The 19,349-nt window shown below is 73.6% G+C and carries 12 protein-coding genes and 1 pseudogene; 6 read left to right on the top strand and 7 right to left on the bottom strand.

Annotation, left to right across the window (positions count from 1 at the left end):
* The 5 genes and pseudogenes from ACFVVX_RS15050 to ACFVVX_RS15030 form a co-directional block, all read left to right on the top strand.
* Window positions 1–99, top strand: a pseudogene (locus tag ACFVVX_RS15050) (ATP-binding protein); the annotation flags it as partial.
* Between the two features lie 400 nt (window positions 100–499).
* Entirely contained in the window at window positions 500–3,955 is a 3,456-nt protein-coding gene (locus ACFVVX_RS15045) for a nitrate- and nitrite sensing domain-containing protein (protein ID WP_387945384.1), read from the top strand.
* Window positions 3,956–3,965: 10 nt separating this feature from the next.
* Complete coding sequence (locus ACFVVX_RS15040) at window positions 3,966–4,379, top strand: roadblock/LC7 domain-containing protein (RefSeq protein ID WP_030057391.1); 414 nt, start codon at window positions 3,966–3,968, stop codon at window positions 4,377–4,379.
* A 161-nt stretch (window positions 4,380–4,540) separates the two neighbouring features.
* The gene (locus ACFVVX_RS15035; RefSeq protein WP_387945382.1) at window positions 4,541–5,215 is read left to right on the top strand and encodes a DUF742 domain-containing protein; all 675 of its coding nucleotides are present in this window, start codon (window positions 4,541–4,543) and stop codon (window positions 5,213–5,215) included.
* Window positions 5,196–5,780, top strand: coding sequence for an ATP/GTP-binding protein (locus ACFVVX_RS15030; protein ID WP_387945380.1), 585 nt, complete (start codon window positions 5,196–5,198; stop codon window positions 5,778–5,780). The genes ACFVVX_RS15035 and ACFVVX_RS15030 overlap by 20 nt, the downstream gene beginning before the upstream one ends.
* A gap of 123 nt (window positions 5,781–5,903) precedes the next feature.
* On the opposite strand, the gene cimA is transcribed toward ACFVVX_RS15030, so the two are convergent.
* The 4 genes from cimA to ACFVVX_RS15010 all read right to left on the bottom strand — a co-directional run bounded on the left by cimA (window position 5,904) and on the right by ACFVVX_RS15010 (window position 10,836).
* Entirely contained in the window at window positions 5,904–7,511 is a 1,608-nt protein-coding gene (gene cimA / locus ACFVVX_RS15025) for a citramalate synthase (RefSeq protein WP_387945378.1), read from the bottom strand.
* A 348-nt stretch (window positions 7,512–7,859) separates the two neighbouring features.
* Window positions 7,860–8,972 (bottom strand): branched-chain amino acid aminotransferase, encoded by a 1,113-nt coding sequence (locus tag ACFVVX_RS15020; protein ID WP_387945376.1) that lies wholly within the window; start codon window positions 8,970–8,972, stop codon window positions 7,860–7,862.
* A gap of 200 nt (window positions 8,973–9,172) precedes the next feature.
* Complete coding sequence (locus tag ACFVVX_RS15015) at window positions 9,173–10,210, bottom strand: 3-isopropylmalate dehydrogenase (protein ID WP_387945374.1); 1,038 nt, start codon at window positions 10,208–10,210, stop codon at window positions 9,173–9,175.
* Window positions 10,211–10,272: 62 nt separating this feature from the next.
* A complete protein-coding gene (locus ACFVVX_RS15010; RefSeq protein WP_387945372.1) occupies window positions 10,273–10,836 on the bottom strand; it encodes a Uma2 family endonuclease in 564 nt (187 codons plus the stop codon).
* Between the two features lie 168 nt (window positions 10,837–11,004).
* On the opposite strand from ACFVVX_RS15010, the gene ACFVVX_RS15005 reads away from it, so the two are divergent.
* Window positions 11,005–13,518, top strand: a complete 2,514-nt coding sequence (locus tag ACFVVX_RS15005) for a YfhO family protein (RefSeq protein ID WP_387945370.1) — start codon at window positions 11,005–11,007, stop codon at window positions 13,516–13,518.
* 90 nt (window positions 13,519–13,608) lie between these two features.
* Here ACFVVX_RS15005 and ACFVVX_RS15000 read toward each other — a convergent pair whose 3' ends face one another.
* The 3 genes from ACFVVX_RS15000 to serA form a co-directional block, all read right to left on the bottom strand.
* Entirely contained in the window at window positions 13,609–16,965 is a 3,357-nt protein-coding gene (locus ACFVVX_RS15000) for a S8 family serine peptidase (protein ID WP_387945368.1), read from the bottom strand.
* Window positions 16,966–17,210: 245 nt separating this feature from the next.
* Window positions 17,211–17,372: a hypothetical protein gene (locus ACFVVX_RS14995; RefSeq protein ID WP_387945366.1), complete on the bottom strand. Its 162-nt coding sequence runs from the start codon at window positions 17,370–17,372 to the stop codon at window positions 17,211–17,213.
* Window positions 17,373–17,693: 321 nt separating this feature from the next.
* A complete protein-coding gene (gene serA, locus ACFVVX_RS14990) occupies window positions 17,694–19,277 on the bottom strand; it encodes a phosphoglycerate dehydrogenase (protein ID WP_387945364.1) in 1,584 nt (527 codons plus the stop codon).
* Between the last annotated feature and the right edge of the window lie 72 nt (window positions 19,278–19,349).

The raw sequence follows: 19,349 nt of genomic DNA, 5'->3' as shown, positions 1-19,349 counted from the left end.
GACACCCCCGTCATCACCCTCGACGCCCGACGACGCGACTCCGCCAAGAGCGCCCTCATCACCCTCGTCGAACACGCCCTCCTCGCCCGCCTCCGCTGAGCGGAGAACCGCAGGCCGGGAACCCCGGCGGCCCGTCGCCACAGCGGGCCGCCGGGGCACGTACGTGTGCGACCGGTGTCGAACCGGCGCACCGCGCAAGACCCGCGCATAAGCAGCGGATAACAGTTCGGTAGGCATTTGGTGATCAACAGTGACTCTGCGTAGCCAATCCACGTCACTCAGCGCCAGAAGACCACGGTTATGCCCCCGCATGTCGGCGAATGTCCGAAATGTGTCACAGTCGGCAGTCGTCGAGAGCTGTTTGTCCCCCATCCCTGCACGTGCTGAAATTCCAGCTACCCCTAAATCCTGTTCGGCAGTCCCACCCAGCAGCGGGCAGCTGCCAGGGGTAGCGCTGGATTGATCCATGGCCGCCAAGCGGCCGAGAGGTTGTTGTCGAGTGAGGCGTAAGCAGCAAGTCGCCCCGCAGCGGCGCTCCGAGCCCCGCCAGAGCGAGCCGAACGGTACCGCAACGGACCAGGCCGGGTTCTCCGCGTTCACACCCGCCGAGGAGCGGCCCCCGGCCGCCCCCGCACAGCCCGCGGCCGCGTCCGCCAAGGACCGCCGCGACGGCGGCTCCCAGGCGTCCGACGCCGCCCAGCAGGGCAGTGGCCGGTACGACTTCATCCGGCCGCGCAACTGGCGCGTGCCGACCCGCCTGGTCGCGATCCTGCTGATCCCGGTGATCGTCGCCCTGGTCTTCGGTGGTCTGCGCGTCAACACCTCGGTCGACGGCTACATCAAGGCCTCGCGCGCCGAGAAGACCGCCCGCCTGGCCAAGGCGGCCACCGAACTCGCCGAGGCGCTGGAGAACGAGCGCGACAAGACGCTCATACCCCTGCTGACCAACCAGGACCCGTCCGGCGAACTCCCCAAGAGCCGCGCCACCACCGACAGCGCGCTCAAGGCCTACAACACGGCCTACGCCGCCACCGACGGCGCGGGCGAGCTCGCCCGGCGCCACGAGGCCTTCCAGGGCGTCGTCGGCGCGCTGCCGCACCTGCGCCAGAACGCCTACAAGCCCGAGCTGTTCGCCACCGCGACCCAGGCCGCGTACTCGGTGATGCTCGCGCCGCTGCTGTCCTACGACAACTCGGTCGGCCTCGGCAGCTCCAACATCACCAGCAAGGGCCGCGCGATCTACGCGATGTCCCTGGCCAAGGCCTCCGCCTCGACCCAGCGCGCGCTGATGCTGCACCTGCTGGTCGGCATCTCCGCCGGCGCCACCACCCGGTTCGAGAACACCGACCTGATCCAGCAGCTGCTGGTCTCCGCCAAGCTGGAGCAGGTCTCGCTCACCGAGTTCAACACCGGCAGCGCCCCCGAGGACCTCAAGCGGTACGCGGACGCCCAGGTCGCCCAGTCCAACGCCGACCAGCGGGCCGCCTACCGGATGCCCGACGGCAGCGCCCCCACCATGCAGAGCCTGCTGGCCATCGGCGCCGCGTACACCCAGAACGCCGCCGACGGCATGACCAAGGGCAAGGTCGCGGCCGACGCCGCGTACAAGGAGGCCAAGGACGCCGGCCTCACCCCGGAGAACTGGAACCAGGCCTCCAACACCCACATCGCGACCCTGCGCGCCACCGAGGTCGCCCTGCTCGACGACGTCCTCCAGGACGCCGCCGGCCTGCGGGACCGCGCCCTCTACGACGCCATCCTCAACTCGGTCATCGTCCTCGTCGCGCTGATCCTGGCCGGTGTGCTGACCGGTTTCACCGCGCGCTCGATGATCCTGGGCATGCGCACCCTGCGCAACGGCGCCCTGGAGATCGCCGACCACCGCCTGCCGGACCTGGTCGAGAAGCTCTCCAAGACCGACCCGGACCGGGTGGACACCTCGGTGACCCCGATCCCCCTGCACGGCAGGGACGAGATCGGCGAGGTCGCCCGCGCCTTCGACCAGGTCCACCAGCAGGCGGTCGCGCTCGCCGCCGAGCAGGCCCTGCTCCGAGGGAACGTCAACGCGATCTTCACCAACCTGTCGCGCCGCAGCCAGGGCCTGATCCAGCGCCAGCTGGCGCTGATCACCGACCTGGAGAACAACGAGGCCGACCCGGACCAGCTGGAGAACCTCTTCAAGCTGGACCACCTCGCGACCCGTATGCGCCGCAACGGTGAGAACCTGCTCGTCCTCGCGGGCGAGGAGGCCGGCCGCCGCTGGAACACCCCGGTCCCGCTGGTCGACGTGCTCCGCGCCGCCGCCTCCGAGGTGGAGCAGTACGAGCGCGTCGAGCTGGCCGGCATCCCCGAGGCCGAGGTCGTCGGCGCCGCCGTGACCGACCTCGTCCACCTGCTCGCCGAGCTGCTGGAGAACGCCACCTCGTTCTCCAGCCCGCAGACCCGGGTGCTGGTCAACGCCACCCGCCTGCCGGACGGCCGGGTGCTGGTCGAGATCCACGACAAGGGCATCGGCCTCACCGCCGAGGACTTCGCCGAGATCAACGAGAAGCTGGCCGAGCCGCCCACCGTCGACGCCACCATCTCCCGCCGCATGGGCCTGTTCGTGGTCGGCCGGCTGTCCCAGCGGCACGACATCCGCGTGCAGCTGCGCCCGTCCGGCGAGTCCGCCGGCACCACCTCGCTGGTCATGCTCCCGCCGTTCCTGACCCAGATGGGCGCGGTGCCGGAGCCGGAGGAGCAGTTCACCGTCTCCCGGATCTTCGCCGACCAGGAGCCGACCGCGGCCGACTGGGCCGCCGAGGTCCAGAACCGCCCGCGCAGCGCCGCCGAGCTCGGCTTCGACGACCACCTCACCGGCAACGGCGGCTCCGGCTTCAGCCCGGCCCTGGAGGCCGTCCAGCGCTCGCAGCGGCTCGACCAGGTCCGCCGCGCCGCCCTGGAGTCCGGCCCCGGCACGAACGGCGAGCCGCCCGTGCTGGACGCCGAGGTCGAGGAGACCCCGTACCAGCCCGAGGCCGGCTACCAGCCGTACGGCTACGAGGACGACCAGTACGGCCAGAACGGTCAGCACGGCCAGAACGGCCAGTACGACCAGGGCGGGTACGGCAACGAGCAGTACGCCGACGGCCCCTACGGCCAGGACGACCAGTACGGCGGGTACCCGCAGCAGGGCTACGGCGACGAGCAGTACGCCCAGGGCGACCAGTACGGCCAGAACGGGCAGTACGCCCAGGACGGCCAGTACGCCCAGCAGGGCTACCAGGAGTACCAGGGCTACGACGGCTACGCCGACGAGCAGTACGGCCGGCAGGCCCAGGAGGCCCCCTCGGGCCACCCCTACAGCCCGGAGCCGCCCGCCCTGCCCACCGGCGAGCCCGCCACCACCCTGCCGTCCGGCCTGCCGCAGCGCCGTCCCGGCCAGCAGCTGGCCAGCGGCGGCCCGACCGCGGCCCCGCGCCAGAACGACGGCCAGGACACCGGCGAGACCCCGAACTGGTTCACCGGCGCCAAGGACACCTCGGGACCGGCCGAACCGCGCGGTCACGACGTGTCGGCCCTCGGCGGCTACGGTCCGACCGGCCCCACCGGTCCGACCGGTCCGACCACCTCGCCCTGGCAGTCGCCCAACGACGGCGACTGGCAGCGTGCCGAGCAGCTGCGCGAGCCGGCCTCCGGCGGTACCACCGCCTCGGGGCTGCCCCGCCGCGTACCCAAGCAGAACCTGGTGGCCGGCAACGCCAAGCCCACCCCGCAGGACGGGCCCCAGGTCTCCCGCAGCCCCGAGGAGGTGCGCGGCCGGCTCACCAACCTGCGCCGCGGCGTCGAACAGGGCCGCAGCGCAGGCAGCACCGGAAGCTTCCGGATCGACCCCGATCAGGCAGACCCGTCCGGCAACGGACAGCAGAACCGCAGCACCGATCTCTTCGGCGGCTCGAACCACCAGGAGCGTTGAGTTGAGTCAGATGAGCCAGGCCGCACAGAACCTGAACTGGCTGATCACCAATTTCGTGGACAACACCCCCGGGGTGTCGCACACGGTGGTGGTCTCCGCCGACGGCCTCCTGCTGTGCATGTCGGAGGGTTTCCCCAGGGACCGCGCCGACCAGCTCGCCGCCGTCGCCTCCGGCCTCACCTCCCTCACGTCCGGCGCCAGCCGGATCTTCGAGGGCGGCGAGGTCAACCAGACCGTGGTCGAGATGGAGCGCGGCTTCCTGTTCCTGATGGCCGTCAGCGACGGCTCCGCCCTCGCCGTACTGGCCTCTCCGGACTCCGACATCGGCCTCGTCGGCTACGAGATGGCACTGCTCGTCGACCGGGCCGGCGCCGTCCTGACCCCCGCGCTTCGCGCAGAACTCCAGGGCAGTCTGCTGCACTGACGGTTCGTCGGATACCGTCCTGGTATTCGAAGCACCTCCACGCCCGTCCCGGGCCCGCTTCGGCGGGCTCGGGTTCGGACGTTGTACGGCCTTCGCACCACCGGCTCCGGACCTGTGCCCGAGCTCGCACCGCACCGCCGCACCCTGTGAGGAGAGGAACCGTGACACCGCCCGACGACCGCAGCGGCCAATACGGCGTTCCGTACCCTGGCACAGGCCATGACGCCTTCGGAGCACCCGGCGTCGTCGGCCACGGTCAGCAGTACGGACGACCGCAGAACGGCCACCAGAACAGCCAGCAGTACGGCCAGCAGCAGCAGTACGGCCAGCAGTACCCGCAGGAGCACTACGGCCAGTACGCCCCGCAGCAGCCCTCGTTCGACGCTCCCCCGGCCGGCTACCCGATGCCCGGCCGGACCGTCCCCGGCCACGGGCCCGGCTACGCGCCCGCCCAGGAGCCCGGACACGTCGAGGAGTACGAGGACGAGGAGGACTCGGGCCCGCTGATCCGGCCCTTCGCGATGACCGGCGGACGCACCCGGCCGCGCTACGAACTGGCGCTGGAGGCACTCGTCTCCGCCGACGTCGACCCGCAGCGCCTGGCCACCCTGCTCCCCGAGCACCAGCGGATCTGCACCCTGTGCACGGAGGTCAAGTCCGTCGCCGAGGTCTCGGCGCTGCTCTCCATTCCCCTGGGGGTGGCCCGCATCCTCGTGGCCGACCTGGCCGAGGCCGGCCTGGTCGCCATCCACCAGCCCGCTTCCGGCGGCGAATCCGGAAACCAGCCCGACGTCACGCTGCTCGAAAGGGTCCTCAGTGGACTTCGCAAGCTCTAACGCGGCCGCCCCCACCCGCGCGACCACCTCCGCGAAGATCGTCGTCGCGGGCGGCTTCGGTGTCGGCAAGACCACGCTCGTCGGCGCCGTCTCCGAGATCAACCCGCTGCGCACCGAAGCCGTCATGACCTCCGCGTCCGCCGGCATCGACGACCTCAGCCACGTCTCCGGCAAGACGACCACCACCGTCGCCATGGACTTCGGCCGCATCACCCTCGACGAAGACCTCATCCTCTACCTCTTCGGCACCCCCGGACAGGACCGCTTCTGGTTCATGTGGGACGACCTCGTCCGAGGCGCCATCGGAGCCGTCGTCCTCGTCGACACCCGCCGCCTCGCCGACTGCTTCCCCGCACTCGACTACTTCGAGAACAGCGGACTGCCCTTCGTCGTCGCCCTCAACGGCTTCGACGGACACCAGCCCCACACCCCCGACGAAGTCCGCGAAGCACTCCAACTCGGACCCGACACCCCCGTCATCACCCTCGACGCCCGACGACGCGACTCCGCCAAGAGCGCCCTCATCACCCTCGTCGAACACGCCCTCCTCGCCCGCCTCCGGTAGGGCTCGTCCGGGGGGTCCTGGTCCCGTCCCGGGGCCTGGTCCCGTCCGGGGGGCAGACAGCGCGCAGACGGAGCGGCCCACGGCCCCTGAGGGGGTCCGTGGGCCGCTCCGGCCGCCGCCGGGCTACTCGCCGGGCTCCAGCCCCGCGCGGATCAGCCCGTAGGTGTAGGCGTCCTCCAGGGCCAGCCAGGAGGCCGCGATCACGTTGTCGGCGACCCCGACCGTGGACCAGGCCGCGGAACCGTCGGTGGACTCGATCAGCACCCGCGTCTTGGACCCGGTGCCGTGCTGGCCCTCCAGGATGCGGACCTTGTAGTCCACCAGCTCCAGCTTGGCCAGCTGCGGGTAGATCCGCTCCAGCGCGGTGCGCAGCGCCCTGTCCAGCGCGTCCACCGGGCCGTTGCCCTCACCGGTGGCGATCTTCCGCTCGCCCTTGGCCCAGAGCTTCACCGTCGCCTCGTTGCCCGGATTGCCGTCCAGGCCCTGTTCGCTGATGGTCCGCCAGGACTCCAGGGTGAAGAACCGCTCGCGCCCGCCGCGCACCTCGTCGCGGAGCAGCAGTTCGAAGGAGGCGTCGGCGGACTCGTAGGTGTAGCCGAGGTTCTCCTGCTCCTTGACCCGGGCGACCACCCGGCCGGCCAGGTCGCGGTCGGTGGAGAGGTCGTAGCCGAGCTCCTTGCCCTTGAGCTCGACCGAGGCGCGGCCGGCCATGTCGGAGACCAGCATCCGCATGGTGTTGCCGACCGTCTCGGGGTCGATGTGCTGGTACAGGTTCGGGTCGACCTTGATCGCGGAGGCGTGCAGGCCGGCCTTGTGCGCGAAGGCCGAGTAGCCGACGTACGGCTGGTGGGTGGAGGGCGCCAGGTTGACCAGCTCGGCGATGGCGTGCGAGATCCGGGTCATCTCGGCGAGCTTCCCCGCGGGCAGGACGCGCCGGTCGTACTTGATCTCCAGTGCGCCGACCACGGGGAAGAGGTTGGCGTTGCCGACCCGCTCGCCGTAGCCGTTGGCGGTGCACTGGACGTGGGTGGCGCCGGCGTCCACCGCGGCCAGGGTGTTGGCCACCGCGCAGCCGGTGTCGTCCTGGGCGTGGATGCCGAGCCGGGCGCCGGTCTCCCGGAGCACGTCGGCGACGATCTCGTGCACCCCGGCCGGGAGCATCCCGCCGTTGGTGTCGCAGAGCACGACGACGTCGGCGCCGGCCTCGTGCGCGGCGCGGACCACCGCGAGGGCGTAGCCGCGGTTGGCCTTGTAGCCGTCGAAGAAGTGCTCGCAGTCGATGAACACCCGGCGGTCCTGGGAGCGCAGGTAGGCGACGCTGTCGCGGACCATCTCCAGGTTCTCGTCCAGGGTGGTGCGCAGCGCCAGCTCGACGTGCCGGTCGTGGGCCTTGGCGACCAGGGTGATGACGGGGGCGCCGGAGGTGACCAGGGCGGCCAGCTGCGGGTCCTCGGCCGCCTTGCCGCCGGCCCGGCGGGTGGCGCCGAAGGCGACCAGCCGGGCGTGCCGGAGGTCCAGCTCGGCGGCGGCCCGGGCGAAGAACTCGGTGTCGCGCGGGTTGGCGCCGGGCCAGCCGCCCTCGATGAAGCCGACCCCGAACTCGTCCAGGTGCCGGGCGATGGCCAGCTTGTCGGCCACCGTGAGGTTGATGCCCTCGCGCTGCGCGCCGTCACGCAGGGTGGTGTCGAAGACGTGGAAGCTGTCGTCGGTGCGGCTACTGGCCTCGGTCATGGCCCTGGGTTCTCCGTTCGGGGAGGTGGGTACTGCTCTGCCGGTGTGAGATCCGGCTCCACTGTCCAGCATCCCGCGCGCTTCCCGGTGTCTGTCGGTCCCTTGTGGGGACGTCGGCCGGTCCGGGACAAAACAAAAGACCCCTCGCGGGTGCGAGAGGTCTGCGCGCGGGTCTGGACGCTGGTGGTCGCTCCGCATCGGGTCCTGCGGGAGCGGTCACTGCGGACCGGCGCGCCTGCTGCTAATAATCAGCGAAAGCGAGGACACACTCGGAGTCTGGCACATCCATCCGGCATCCGGCCCGGCCGTCTCGGTATCCGAAACGGCCGGGCCGGCGGGGGCTCCGGATCAGACGATCTTGTGCAGCCAGCCGTGGGTGTCGGGGGCCTGGCCGCCCTGGATGGCCAGCAGCGCCCGGCGCAGCTCCATGGTGGTCGGGCCCGGCTCGCCGGCGCCGACCGTCCAGTCGCCGCCGCGGGACTTGACCGAGCCGACCGGGGTGATCACGGCGGCGGTGCCACAGGCGAAGACCTCGGTCAGGGTGCCGTCGGCGTTGCCCTGCTTCCACTCCTCGGTGGAGATCTTCCGCTCCTCGACGGCGTAGCCGAGGTCGGAGGCGAGCTGGAGCAGCGAGTCGCGGGTGATGCCGGGCAGCAGCGCGCCGGACAGCTCCGGGGTGACGATCTTCGCGTCCCTGCCCTCGCCGAAGACGAAGTACAGGTTCATGCCGCCCATCTCCTCGATCCACCGGTGCTCGGCGGCGTCGAGCCAGACGACCTGGTCGCAGCCCTTGGCGGCGGCCTCGGCCTGGGCGACCAGCGAGGCCGCGTAGTTGCCGGCGCACTTGGCGGCGCCGGTGCCGCCGGGAGCGGCGCGGACGTAGTCCTCGGAGAGCCAGACCGAGACCGGCTTGACGCCGCCGGGGAAGTAGGCGCCGGCCGGGGAGGCAATGATCATGAAGATGTAGGAGTTGGCCGGGCGGACGCCCAGGCCGACCTCGGTGGCGAACATGAACGGCCGCAGGTACAGGCTCTGCTCGGGCTCGTTCGGGACCCAGTTCTGCTCCTGCTGGACGAGCAGCTCGACCGCCTCGACGAAGGTCTCGACCGGCAGCTCGGGCATCGCCAGGCGGCGGGCGGAGGCCTGGAAGCGGGCGGCGTTGGCCTCCGGGCGGAAGGTCGCGATCGAGCCGTCGGTCTGGCGGTACGCCTTGAGGCCCTCGAAGATCGACTGCCCGTAGTGCAGCGTCATGTTCGCCGGGTCGATCTCCAGCGGCGCGTACGGCGTGAGCTGCGCGTCGTGCCAGCCCAGGCCCTCGGTCCAGCGGATGGTGACCATGTGGTCGGTGAAGATCCGCCCGAAGCCGGGGTTGGCCAGCCGGGCCTCGCGCTCCGCGTCGGACAGCGGGTGGGCGGAGGGCTTGAGGTCGAACGGGATGGGCGCCTGGGTGGGCGTGCTCATGGCTGTGTGTCCTTCACCGTGGGGTTGGTCCGGGCCGCCCCCGTCGGAGATTCGTTTCGGCGAACGAACGCACGACGGCACGGCCCACTGTCGATACTCGCATCCAGAGGGCCGTGCCGAACAGCCGTCGGCTCCTTGGGGAGCTGCAAGCTGCGGTTATGCGGTCCGGCCCTGACGGCCGGAACAGCTGTTCCCGGCCGTCAGCCGGATACTCGGGCGGCGAGCGCGTCGCCGACCTGGGACGTCGTACGGGTACCGGTGCGCTCGGTCAGGTCCGCGGCGACCGCGGCCTCGACCACGGCGGCCTCGGCGGCGAAGCCGAGGTGCTCCAGCAGCATGGCGACCGACAGCACGGTGGCGGTCGGGTCGGCCTTGCCCTGGCCCGCGATGTCGGGCGCCGAGCCGTGCACGGGCTCGAACATCGACGGGAAGGCGCCGCTCGGGTTGATGTTGCCGCTGGCGGCCAGGCCGATCCCGCCGGTGACGGCGGCGGCCAGGTCGGTCAGGATGTCGCCGAACAGGTTGTCCGTGACGATCACGTCGAACCGCTCGGGCTGGGTGACGAAGAAGATCGTCGCCGCGTCGACGTGCAGGTAGTCGGTGGTGACCTCGGGGAACTCCCGGCCGACCTGCTCGAAGATCCGGGTCCACAGGTGGCCGGCGTGCACCAGCACGTTGTTCTTGTGGACGAGGGTGAGCTTCTTGCGCGGGCGCGCCTGGGCCCGGGCGTAGGCGTCCCGGACGACCCGCTCGATGCCGTACGCGGTGTTGAGGCTGACCTCGGTGGCCACCTCGTGCTCGGTGCCGGTGCGCAGCGAGCCGCCGTTGCCGACGTACGGGCCCTCGGTGCCCTCGCGGACGACCACGAAGTCGATCTGCGGGTCACCCGCCAGCGGGGACTTCACGCCGGGGAAGAGCCGGCCCGGGCGCAGGTTGATGTGGTGGTCGAAGGCGAAGCGCAGCTTCAGCAGCAGCCCGCGCTCCAGGACGCCGGACGGCACGCTCGGGTCGCCGATGGCGCCGAGCAGGATCGCGTCGTGGGTCTTCAGCTCGTCGAGCACGCTGTCCGGCAGCGTCTCACCGGTCCGGTGGTAGCGCCGGGCGCCGAGGTCGTACTCGGTGGTCTCCAGCTTCACGTCGGCGGGCAGCGCGGCGCCCAGGACCTTGAGGCCTTCGGCCACGACTTCCTGGCCGATGCCGTCGCCGGGGACAACTGCGAGACGAATGGTGCGAGACATGGTCGGACCCTACTCCGGCGTCCCAGGGGCTGACACCTGGCGTCCACTATCCGGACGGGGGATCAGGTGAGGTCGATGTCGACCGGGAACGGGCGGTCGACCTTCATCCGATCGTGGAAGACCGCGCTGGGGATGTACCTGCTGGAGGCCGTGTCCAGTTCGTAGGTGTAGACGACCGGGCGGCCTTCGTCGCACTCCACGCGCCAGAAGTGGGGGATACCCGCTGCCGCGTACTTGCGGGGCTTGATCGCGCGATCTCGATCGCGGGACTCCTGTGAGACGACCTCCACCGCGAGCACCACGTCGTCGGCCGAGAAGCTCGTCTGGAGGTAGCCCGTGTCCGAGCCCCCGCGGACCACGACGATGTCGGGTTCCGGCCGATTCCGGTGGTCCAGTGTCACCGTCATCTCCGGCCAGACCTCCCAGTCGTCCGGAACCGCCAGTTCCAGCGCACGTTCGAGCAGGCGCTTCGTCCTCACATGGAACTTCGTCTGCGGACTCACGAAGATCAGGCTCCCGTCGAGCAGCTGGGTGTGCGGCGGGAGATCAGGCAGCCGGTCGAGGTCCTCGGCGGTGTAGCCGCCGACGGGGGGCCGAAGCCAGTCGGGGTACGGCGCGATGCTCATGGTTCCTCCCATAGGGGAATCCTGGCGGCTGCTCTCAGGCTACTCGGCGCAATCCTCCCGGACGCCACTCGCACGAGGGAGCGCGCGCGTCGCAATTCCACGCCGGGGGCGCGCTTATGCTCGCTGGGTTCCGGTCCGGAAATCCTCGCAGAACGGGGTGAATCGTCCATGGGCTCGCGATGGCGGGAGGCGCGGGTCTGCGCGGTGTCGGGCGGGGCGGCGATGGCCGGGTACACCCTCGCCGCCGGGCTGCGCGGGGCCTGGCCGCCCGGGGCGGCGCAGACCGCGGTGCCGTTCCACGCCCAGCTGTGGGACCTCGCGCACGGGCGTTCGACCGGGGATCTGCTGTTCAACTGGAACAGCGGGTACGGGGCGCCGTTCCTGGCGGACTTCTTCGCCTACCTGATGAACCCGTTCTCCTGGCCGACGCTGCTGCTGCCGCGCTCCCAGGGGCAGCTCGCGGTCTTCCTGGTCGCGCTGCTCAGCATCGGGCTCGGTACCGGCCTGATGGCGCACGTCCTGGGCCGGCTGCACGCCGGGCCGCACTGGCTGCGGGCGGTGACGGCGGTCGGCTACGGGCTCTGCGCCTGGGTGGCGGACAACGGCGGCACCTCGCCGACGTGGCTCTGGGGGCTGGTCTCGCTGCCGCTGCTCTGCCTGGCCGGCGACTGGTGCCTGCACGAGCGGCGCTGGGTGGCCGGCACGCTGTGCGTGACCCTCGCCTGGGCCGGCAACCTGTACACCGCCGCGATGGCCACCATCACGGCCGGCCTGGTGCTGGCCGTGCGGCTGGCGGCAGCGCGGCGGCCGTTCAGACAGCTGGTCCGGGTGACCGGACGGGCGGTGACCACCGCCGCCGTCGGGATCGGGCTGGCCGGGCCGGTGCTGTTCGTCGGGATCCGGGCCGCGCAGGGCGCCCAGCCGGAGTCCCCGCTGTACCCGTTCGGCCCGGCCGGCCTCGGCGAACACCTGGCGCAGCTGCTGCCCGGCCCCCACACCGGCCGGCCCCTGCCGGACGTCTCGGTCGGACTGCTCGGCCTGCTGCTGGTGGCCGGGCTGCCGTTCAACCGGCGGGTGCGGGTGCGCGAGCGGGTCGCCTGGGGCGGGCTGCTGGTGCTGGTGGTGCTGAGCTTCGTCTGGACGCCGACCGTACTGGTCTGGCACGGCCTGGCGATCCCGGCCGGCGGCCCCTACCGGGTGGCGTTCGCCCTCAGCGGCCTGCTGGTGCTGGCCGGCTGGGTCTCGCTGGCGCACCGGCCCGACCCGCTCACCCTGGCCGGCGGTGCGGGCGTGGTGCTGCTGGTGGCGGGCCTCGCCGCGGGCCGGCCGTCCGTGCACGCCTCCACCTGGGTGCTGCTGGCGGTCGGCGGCGCCGTGCTGCTCGCCGCGCTGTGGACGCTTGACCACCGGCACACCGACCGGCGGGCGGGGGCCGCCGCCACCCTGGTGCTGGGCGGCGCGGTGTTCGGCGGCGCGGTCTGGTCCGCGTACGCGGCGATGGGCACCCCCTCCCCCGGCACCGCCTCCGGGCCGCCCGTCCGGGCCGCGTACGCCACGCTGCGGCAGGCCGCGCAGTGGCCGCAGGGCCGGACCGACCCCGGCCCGCACGCCTTCACCCCGAACGACCCGATGCTGCTCGGCGGCCAGGGCGGCGGCTACTCCAGCGGCTACCTGCCCACCGTCACCGCCCTGCTGCTGCACGACCTCGGCGCGGGCTGGACGGCCGGCGGACGGGAGACCGCGAGCGTCACCGACCCGGTCGGGCGGGCGCTGTTCGCCGTCCGGACCTACCTGGACGACGGGCCGCCGCCGGACGGCTTCACACCCGGCCGGACCGTCGGCGCGCCACCGCTGGTGACCGTGCTGCCGCCCGGCGCCGCCACGGACACCTCCTCCGTCTGGTCGCGGCAGGAGTCGCTGCTCGGCGGCCGGGTCTACGACGTCCCCGAGCCCGCCCCGGGCGGCGACCCGCTGCCGACGCTGCACGGCACGAGCGGCTGGTCCGTCCCGGCCACCCCGGCGGGGGCGGCGGGCACCGTGTTCACGGCGGCCTGCACCCCGGGCGGCACGGCCTACTTCCACGGGGTCTGGTTCGCCGGCACGGTGAGCGTCCCCGGCGGCGGCCCCGGCTACCGCAGCGACGGCGCGCAGCCCACCACGGCGGTGCCGATCCACCTGCTGGGGGAGGTGCCGGCCGACGGCCTGGTCCGGGTGGTGCTGCGCGCGGACGCCGTCACCCAGGTGCCGGCCCGGCCGATCGGCTGCCTGCGGCCGGGCGCCCTGGCCGCGGAGCTCGCCCGGCTCGGCGCGACCGGGGCCACCCGGGTCTCGGTCGGCGGGCACACCCTCGCGGCCGACCTGCCGCCGGGCAGCACGGGCACCGCGCTGCTCTCGGCCCCCGCCACCGCGGGCTGGACCTGCTCGGCCGGCGGCGGCCCGTCCGTGGTGCCGGGGTCGGTGCTGGGCATGATCGGCGTCCCGCTCGGCGCCGGCGCGGACCGGGTCGGCTGCTCGTTCCGCCCGCCCGGCCTCACCGAGGGGCTGACCGTCGCCCTGGCGGCCGCCGCCACCACCGTCCTCGTGGTCGTCTTCGGCCACCTGCGCCACCGCCCGGCCCGCCGCCCCCGCTCGGCCCGCCGCGCGGCACAGACCGGGCGGCGCTGGCCCGGGTGGCACGCGTGACCGACGGCACGCACGAACGGGTGGCGCGCATGAGCGAGGGGCCGCCGGCCGGAGTGCTGCTCCGGGCGGCGGCCCCTCGGGCCGGTCCCCTCAGGGGAGGGTGACGATCTGGGCGCGCCGGGCGCCCGGGTTCAGGTGGTGCAGGAGCAGGAGCCGGCTGGTGTCGCCGGCGGCCCGGCGGACGTCCAGCGCGGTGCCCGGCCGGGCGGGGGCCGCGATGGCGGCGGGGCCGCCGGGGGCCGCCCGGACGTCCAGGGCGGGATGCAGGACGTCGATGGCGAGGGTGGGTCGGGTGCCGCGCAGGCCGACGGCGGAGAACGCCTCGGCCGGGTCGGGCTTGCCGGCGGTCGCGATGCCCGTCCAGAGGCCGTAGCGGACGGTGCTGCGGCCCTCCTTCACCCCCGGCAGGGCGCTCAGCCGCACCGGCAGGACCAGCGCCTCGCTGTCCAGCAGGGCGGTGTCGGTGTCGCCCCAGCGCGCGTTGAGCGGCTGGACGTCCAGCTCGGCGCCGGTCCGGGCGTCCACCGTCCGCGCCACCAGGACGTCGCTGCCGCGCTGGCGGTCCGCCTTGACGAAGGCGTCGGTGACGCCGTCCCCGTCGGTGTCCAGCGAGGCCCGGACGGCGAACAGGCCGACCGGGGTGGCGGCGGGGGCCCAGACCTGGGCGGCGAGGTAGAGCATGCCCTGCCCCTCGGCCGCGGCGGGCGCGTCCGAGGCCGCGCCGACCGCCCGCAGGTTGGCGGCCCGGTCGCCGGGTCGTTCCACGCAGACGTCCTGCGGGGCCTGCGGCTCGGTGGCCTCCTCCGGCAGGATGCCCGCGCCGGGGCCGACCGCGGCGCCGCTGCCGGGCGGGCAGTCGGCCCAGCGGGCGCCCTCCCCGCCGAGTGCGAAGGCGCTGACCAGGCCCGGCTGGTCCCCGGGCGCGGCGGCGCCGTCGAGCACGACCAGCGCACCAGCCTGCGGGGTCCGGGCCTGGACGCCCGCGCCCAGGTCGGACGCCGGGCGCGGGGCGGCGAACACCGGGACCCTCAGCTCGGGCAGCGCGGTGTCCTCCGCGGGGGTGAGCAGCAGCCGTCCGGAGAGCTCGCCGCGGTAGCTGCGGGCCCGGCCCCCCTGCCGGGTGTCGATGGTCGGGTCGGGGGTGCGGCCGAGCTGCCCGGGCACGGCCAGGGTGACCTGGACCCGCGCGGTGGCGCCGGCCGGGACGGCGATCCGGTCGGGCGTCACCCGGAAGCCGGCGCCCGGGAGTTCGGTGGCCGCCTGGTAGCCGGTGCGGTAGACCAGGTCCGTACCGGACAGGTTGCGCACCTCGACCTCCCGGGTCGCGGTGAACGGCCCGCCCACCTCGACCGGGCCGAAGGACACCCCGACGGCGCCCTCGACCGCGCCCGCCCCGGCCGCGTACGCGACGGCGGGGGTGCGCACGGCGCGGTCGGCCTGGGCCCGGCCGGCGCCGGTGCGCTCCGGCCCGTAGACCGGGCCGGTGCCGCCGTCCCCGAGCCAGGTGTCCCCGGCGGTGTTCATCAGCGCGGCCTTGACCTGCTCGACCGTCCAGTCCCGGTGGGCGCCGCGGACCAGTGCGGCGAGGCCGACCACGTGCGGGGTGGCCATCGAGGTGCCGTCCTCGCGCTGGCCGCCGCTGCCGCTGCCCACCTTGGCGGACCAGATGGTCTCGCCGGGGGCGGCGAGGTCCGGCTTGACCACGCCGGGCACGCCGATGCCGCGCGAGGTGAAGTCGGTGAGGGTGTCGGTGCGCCGGGGCTGGTCCTGGGCGACGACGCCGTGCAGCGGGTTGCCGGGCTCGGCCAGCCGGACCCGGACCGGGCCGGCGGCGGCGCCGGCCCGGAGCCGTTCGCCGTCGGCGCGGGCGAGCAGGGCGACCGGGACGCGGTCGTTGCCGGAGATCTCGGCGAGGTGGTCGTCGTCGGCGGCGAGCAGGGCGCCGATCGCCCCGGTGTCGGCGACGTGGTCGGCGCGCGGGCCGGAGCCGCAGGCGCGCTCGGACTCCCGGGTGCTCCAGGCGAGGACGGCGATCTTCCCGGTGATCCGCTGCCGGTCGGCCTCGGTGAAGGCCGTGCAGCCGTCCTTCTGGTCGACCGGCAGGGCGAGCTCGCCGGCGACGTCGCCGGTGGCCCAGCCCTGGTAGCGGGCGCTCCAGTGGGCGGGGACCACGGCGGCGAGCGGCTCGGGCGCGAGCACCCGGATGCCGTCGGCGTCGCTGTGCGGGTCGACGGAGGCGGCGACGGCGATCGCCCGGGCGGCGGTGCCGGGGCTGCCGCCGATGCCGTACACGTCGCCCTCGTTGCCGGCCGCGGCGACCACCACGGTGCCGAGTTCGGAGAGGTGGTCGACGGCGATCGCGTCGGCGTCGTCGGTGGCACCGAAGCGGCTGCCGAGCGAGAGGTTGACGACATCGAGGCGGTCGGCGAGGTCGCCGTCGCCGTCGGGGTCGGCGGCCAGGTCGAGGGCCTGGGCGAGCTGGTCGGTGGCGCCCTCGCAGCCGAACACCCGGATCCCGTACAGCTGGGCGCCGGGCGCGGCGCCGGGGCCGACCCGGAAGCCGGCCGGGTCGAGGCCGGGCCGGTACGGGCCGGTGTAGGTGCGGCCGTCGGCGGTGACGCCGAGGCCGGCGGCGGTGCCGGCCACGTGGGTGCCGTGGCCGTTGACCGCGCAGTCGATCGGGTTGTCGTCCGGGTGCGGCACGGGCTGGTGGTGCGGGGCGGCCGGGTCCGGGTTGTAGTCGTCGCCGACCAGGTCGCGGCCGCCGACGACCTTGGCGTTGGGGAAGAGCCCGGCGGGGGCGGGCTTGGCGCCGTCCACCGCCCTGAACGCCTCCTCGGTGCCGGGGCCGCCGAAGTCCGCGTGGGTGTAGTCGATACCGCTGTCGATGATGCCGATCCGCACGCCCTCGCCGGTGGTCCCGCCGCCGCCGTCGCCGGACGGGCCGGCCCAGACCTGCGGGGCGCCGGTGAGCGGGACGGAGTGGGCGTTGTCCCGCTGCTTGCGGACGATCGGGTGGACCGCCCGGACTCCGGGCAGCGCGCGCAGCGCGGGCAGCCGGTCGGCGGGCACGGTGACGGCGAGGCCGGTGAGCAGGGTGCGGGTGCGGTAGAGCTCCCGGGCGGTGGGCGCGGCGCCGTGCACGGCCTCGGCCAGCCGGTCGAGCGCGTCGGCGCCGCGGGCCCGCTGGTCGGCGCCGGCCCGGGCCGCCTCGCGGCGGACGGCCTCCGGCGAGCGCTGGGCCCGCCGGGCCTCGGCGGCGGCGCGCCGCCAGGCGGGACCGGCGGCCTCGGTGCCGAGCTCCAGCAGGACGGAGGCCTCGCGGCCGGGCGGCGCCGTCGGTGGACTGCCGGCCGCCGGGGCGGCGGCGAGCACGACGGGCCCGGCCAGCAGGGCCAGGGTGAGGCCGATCCGGGCGATCGGACGACGGACGGGTGGCTGACGCACTGGGCCCTCTCCCCCGGGAAGGGGGACTGATCCGCACGCCGTGCCGCTGACGCCCGCCCGTGCGGCCGTCGATCACCCCTCCGGTGGCCCCAAATTAGGATGATCGCGCCGGACAGCGCGAGCAACTTCCCTCGGACGGGGGCTACTTGCACTCTCCGGAGTGACTTTGCGTCAGGCCGGGCGGCCTATTCGGCGGATGAACGCCACCGCCCGGCAGCGGACCCTCAGGAGAACGGGGGCGACCATCAGTGGTGGCCCGTCGCGCCGCCGTTGTCACGGCGGTCCAGCGCGCGCTGCAGGGCGGCGGCGGCGAAGGGGCTCCGCTCGGTCGCCCGGCGGCGGCGCGGGCCGCGGACGGGGGTGGCGGCGGGGGCGGGAGTGGCGTGGCGGTCTGCGGTGGGGGGCATACCGGGCTCCTTGGGACAGCGCGCGCAGGCGCGAAGAGGGTGGGGAGGGGTACACGGGGCGGGGATCGCCTGCCCTCGACGCGTACGGGCGCACACGGGCCGCACACCCTGGCTACAGGGGCGGCACACCGTCTGGCCCTTCCACCGTACGACCCGGGCCCTGCCCTGTCTGCACGAATACTTGGATTTCCTAGTATCTGAGACGGGAGTCGCCCGGAGGGCCGAACGGGACTCGAACACGGCAGGGCCCGGACCACCGGGAGTCGGTGGTCCGGGCCCTGCCGGATGCTGCCGGACGCGCCTGACGCGCGCCCCGGGGGCTCAGGCGCCCAGGTCGACCGAACGGGCGAAGCGGGCGCCGATCTCGGCGGCGATCGCGGTCAGCACGTCCTGCGGGATCTGGGTGTCCACGGTGAGGGAGGCGAGCGCGCCGCTGCCGTCCCGGGCCACCTGCATGCCGGCGATGTTGATGCCGGCGTCGCCGAGGTGGCGGCCGAGGACGCCGACCACGCCCGGGCGGTCCTCGTACTTGAAGAACGCCATGTGGTTCGTCAGCGCCACGTCGACGTCGAAGGCGTCCACGCCGACGATCTTCTGGGTCTGCTTCGGGCCGGCCAGCGTGCCGGAGATGGCGATCTCGCTGCCGTCCGCCAGGGTGCCGCGCACGGTGATGACGTTGCGGTGCTCAAGGCTCTCGCTGGAGGTGGTCAGGCGCACCTCGACACCGCGCTCCTGGGCGAACAGCGGGGCGTTGACGTAGGACACCGTCTCGGCCACCACGTCCTCGAACACGCCCTTGAGGGCCGACAGTTCGAGCACCTTGACGTCGTGCTGGGTGATCTCGCCGCGGACCTCGACGTCGAGCCGGACGGCCACCTCGCCGGCCAGCGCGGTGAAGATCCGGCCGAGCTTCTCGGCCAGCGGCAGACCCGGGCGCACGTCCTCGGCGATCACGCCGCCCTGGACGTTGACCGCGTCCGGTACCAGCTCGCCGGCCAGCGCCAGGCGGACCGACTTGGCGACCGCGATACCGGCCTTCTCCTGCGCCTCGTCGGTGGAGGCGCCCAGGTGCGGGGTGGCGACCACGTTGTCGAAGGCGAACAGCGGGGAGTCGGTGCACGGCTCCTTGGCGTACACGTCCAGGCCCGCGCCGGCCACCCGGCCGTCGCGCAGGGCGCTGGCGAGCGCGGCCTCGTCCACGATGCCGCCGCGCGCGGCGTTGACGATGCGCACGGTCGGCTTGACCTTGTGCAGCGCCTCGTCGCCGATCAGGCCGAGGGTCTCCGGGGTCTTCGGGAGGTGGACGGTGATGAAGTCCGAGACCTCCAGCAGCTCCTCCAGCGAGACCAGCTTGACGCCCATCTGGGCCGCGCGGGCGGCCTGGATGTAGGGGTCGTACGCGACGATCTTCATGCCGAAGGCGGACATCCGCTGGGCGACCAGCACGCCGATCCGGCCGAGGCCGACGACGCCGAGGACCTTCTCGCTCAGCTCGACGCCGGTGTACTTGTTGCGCTTCCACTCGCCCTGCTTGAGCGCGGCGTTGGCCGGCGCGATGTTGCGGGCGACCGAGATCAGCAGGCCGCAGGCCAGCTCGGCGGCGGTGACGATGTTGGAGGTCGGCGCGTTGACGACCATCACGCCGGCCTTGGTGGCGGCGGAGACGTCCACGTTGTCCAGGCCGACACCGGCCCGGGCGACGACCTTGAGCTTGCGGGCGGCGGCCAGCGCCTCCGCGTCCACCTTGGTGGCGGAGCGGATCAGGATGGCGTCCACATCGGCGATCGCGGTCAGCAGCTCGGTGCGGTCCGCGCCGTTGCAGTGACGGATCTCGAAGTCGGGCCCGAGGGCGTCGACGGTGGCGGGCGACAGCTCTTCGGCGATCAGAACGACGGATTTGCTCACGACAGTGTTGTCCTTAACTGTCCGGTTCTCCCCGGCACGTAGGTGGCGTGGAAGGCGGGGGGAAGGTGGCAT

It is taken from the genome of Kitasatospora sp. NPDC058170 (assembly GCF_042883905.1).
GTDB lineage: Bacteria > Actinomycetota > Actinomycetes > Streptomycetales > Streptomycetaceae > Kitasatospora.
Note: the sequence above shows the minus strand (reverse complement) of the source record. Positions and strands in the feature narration are given on the sequence as shown.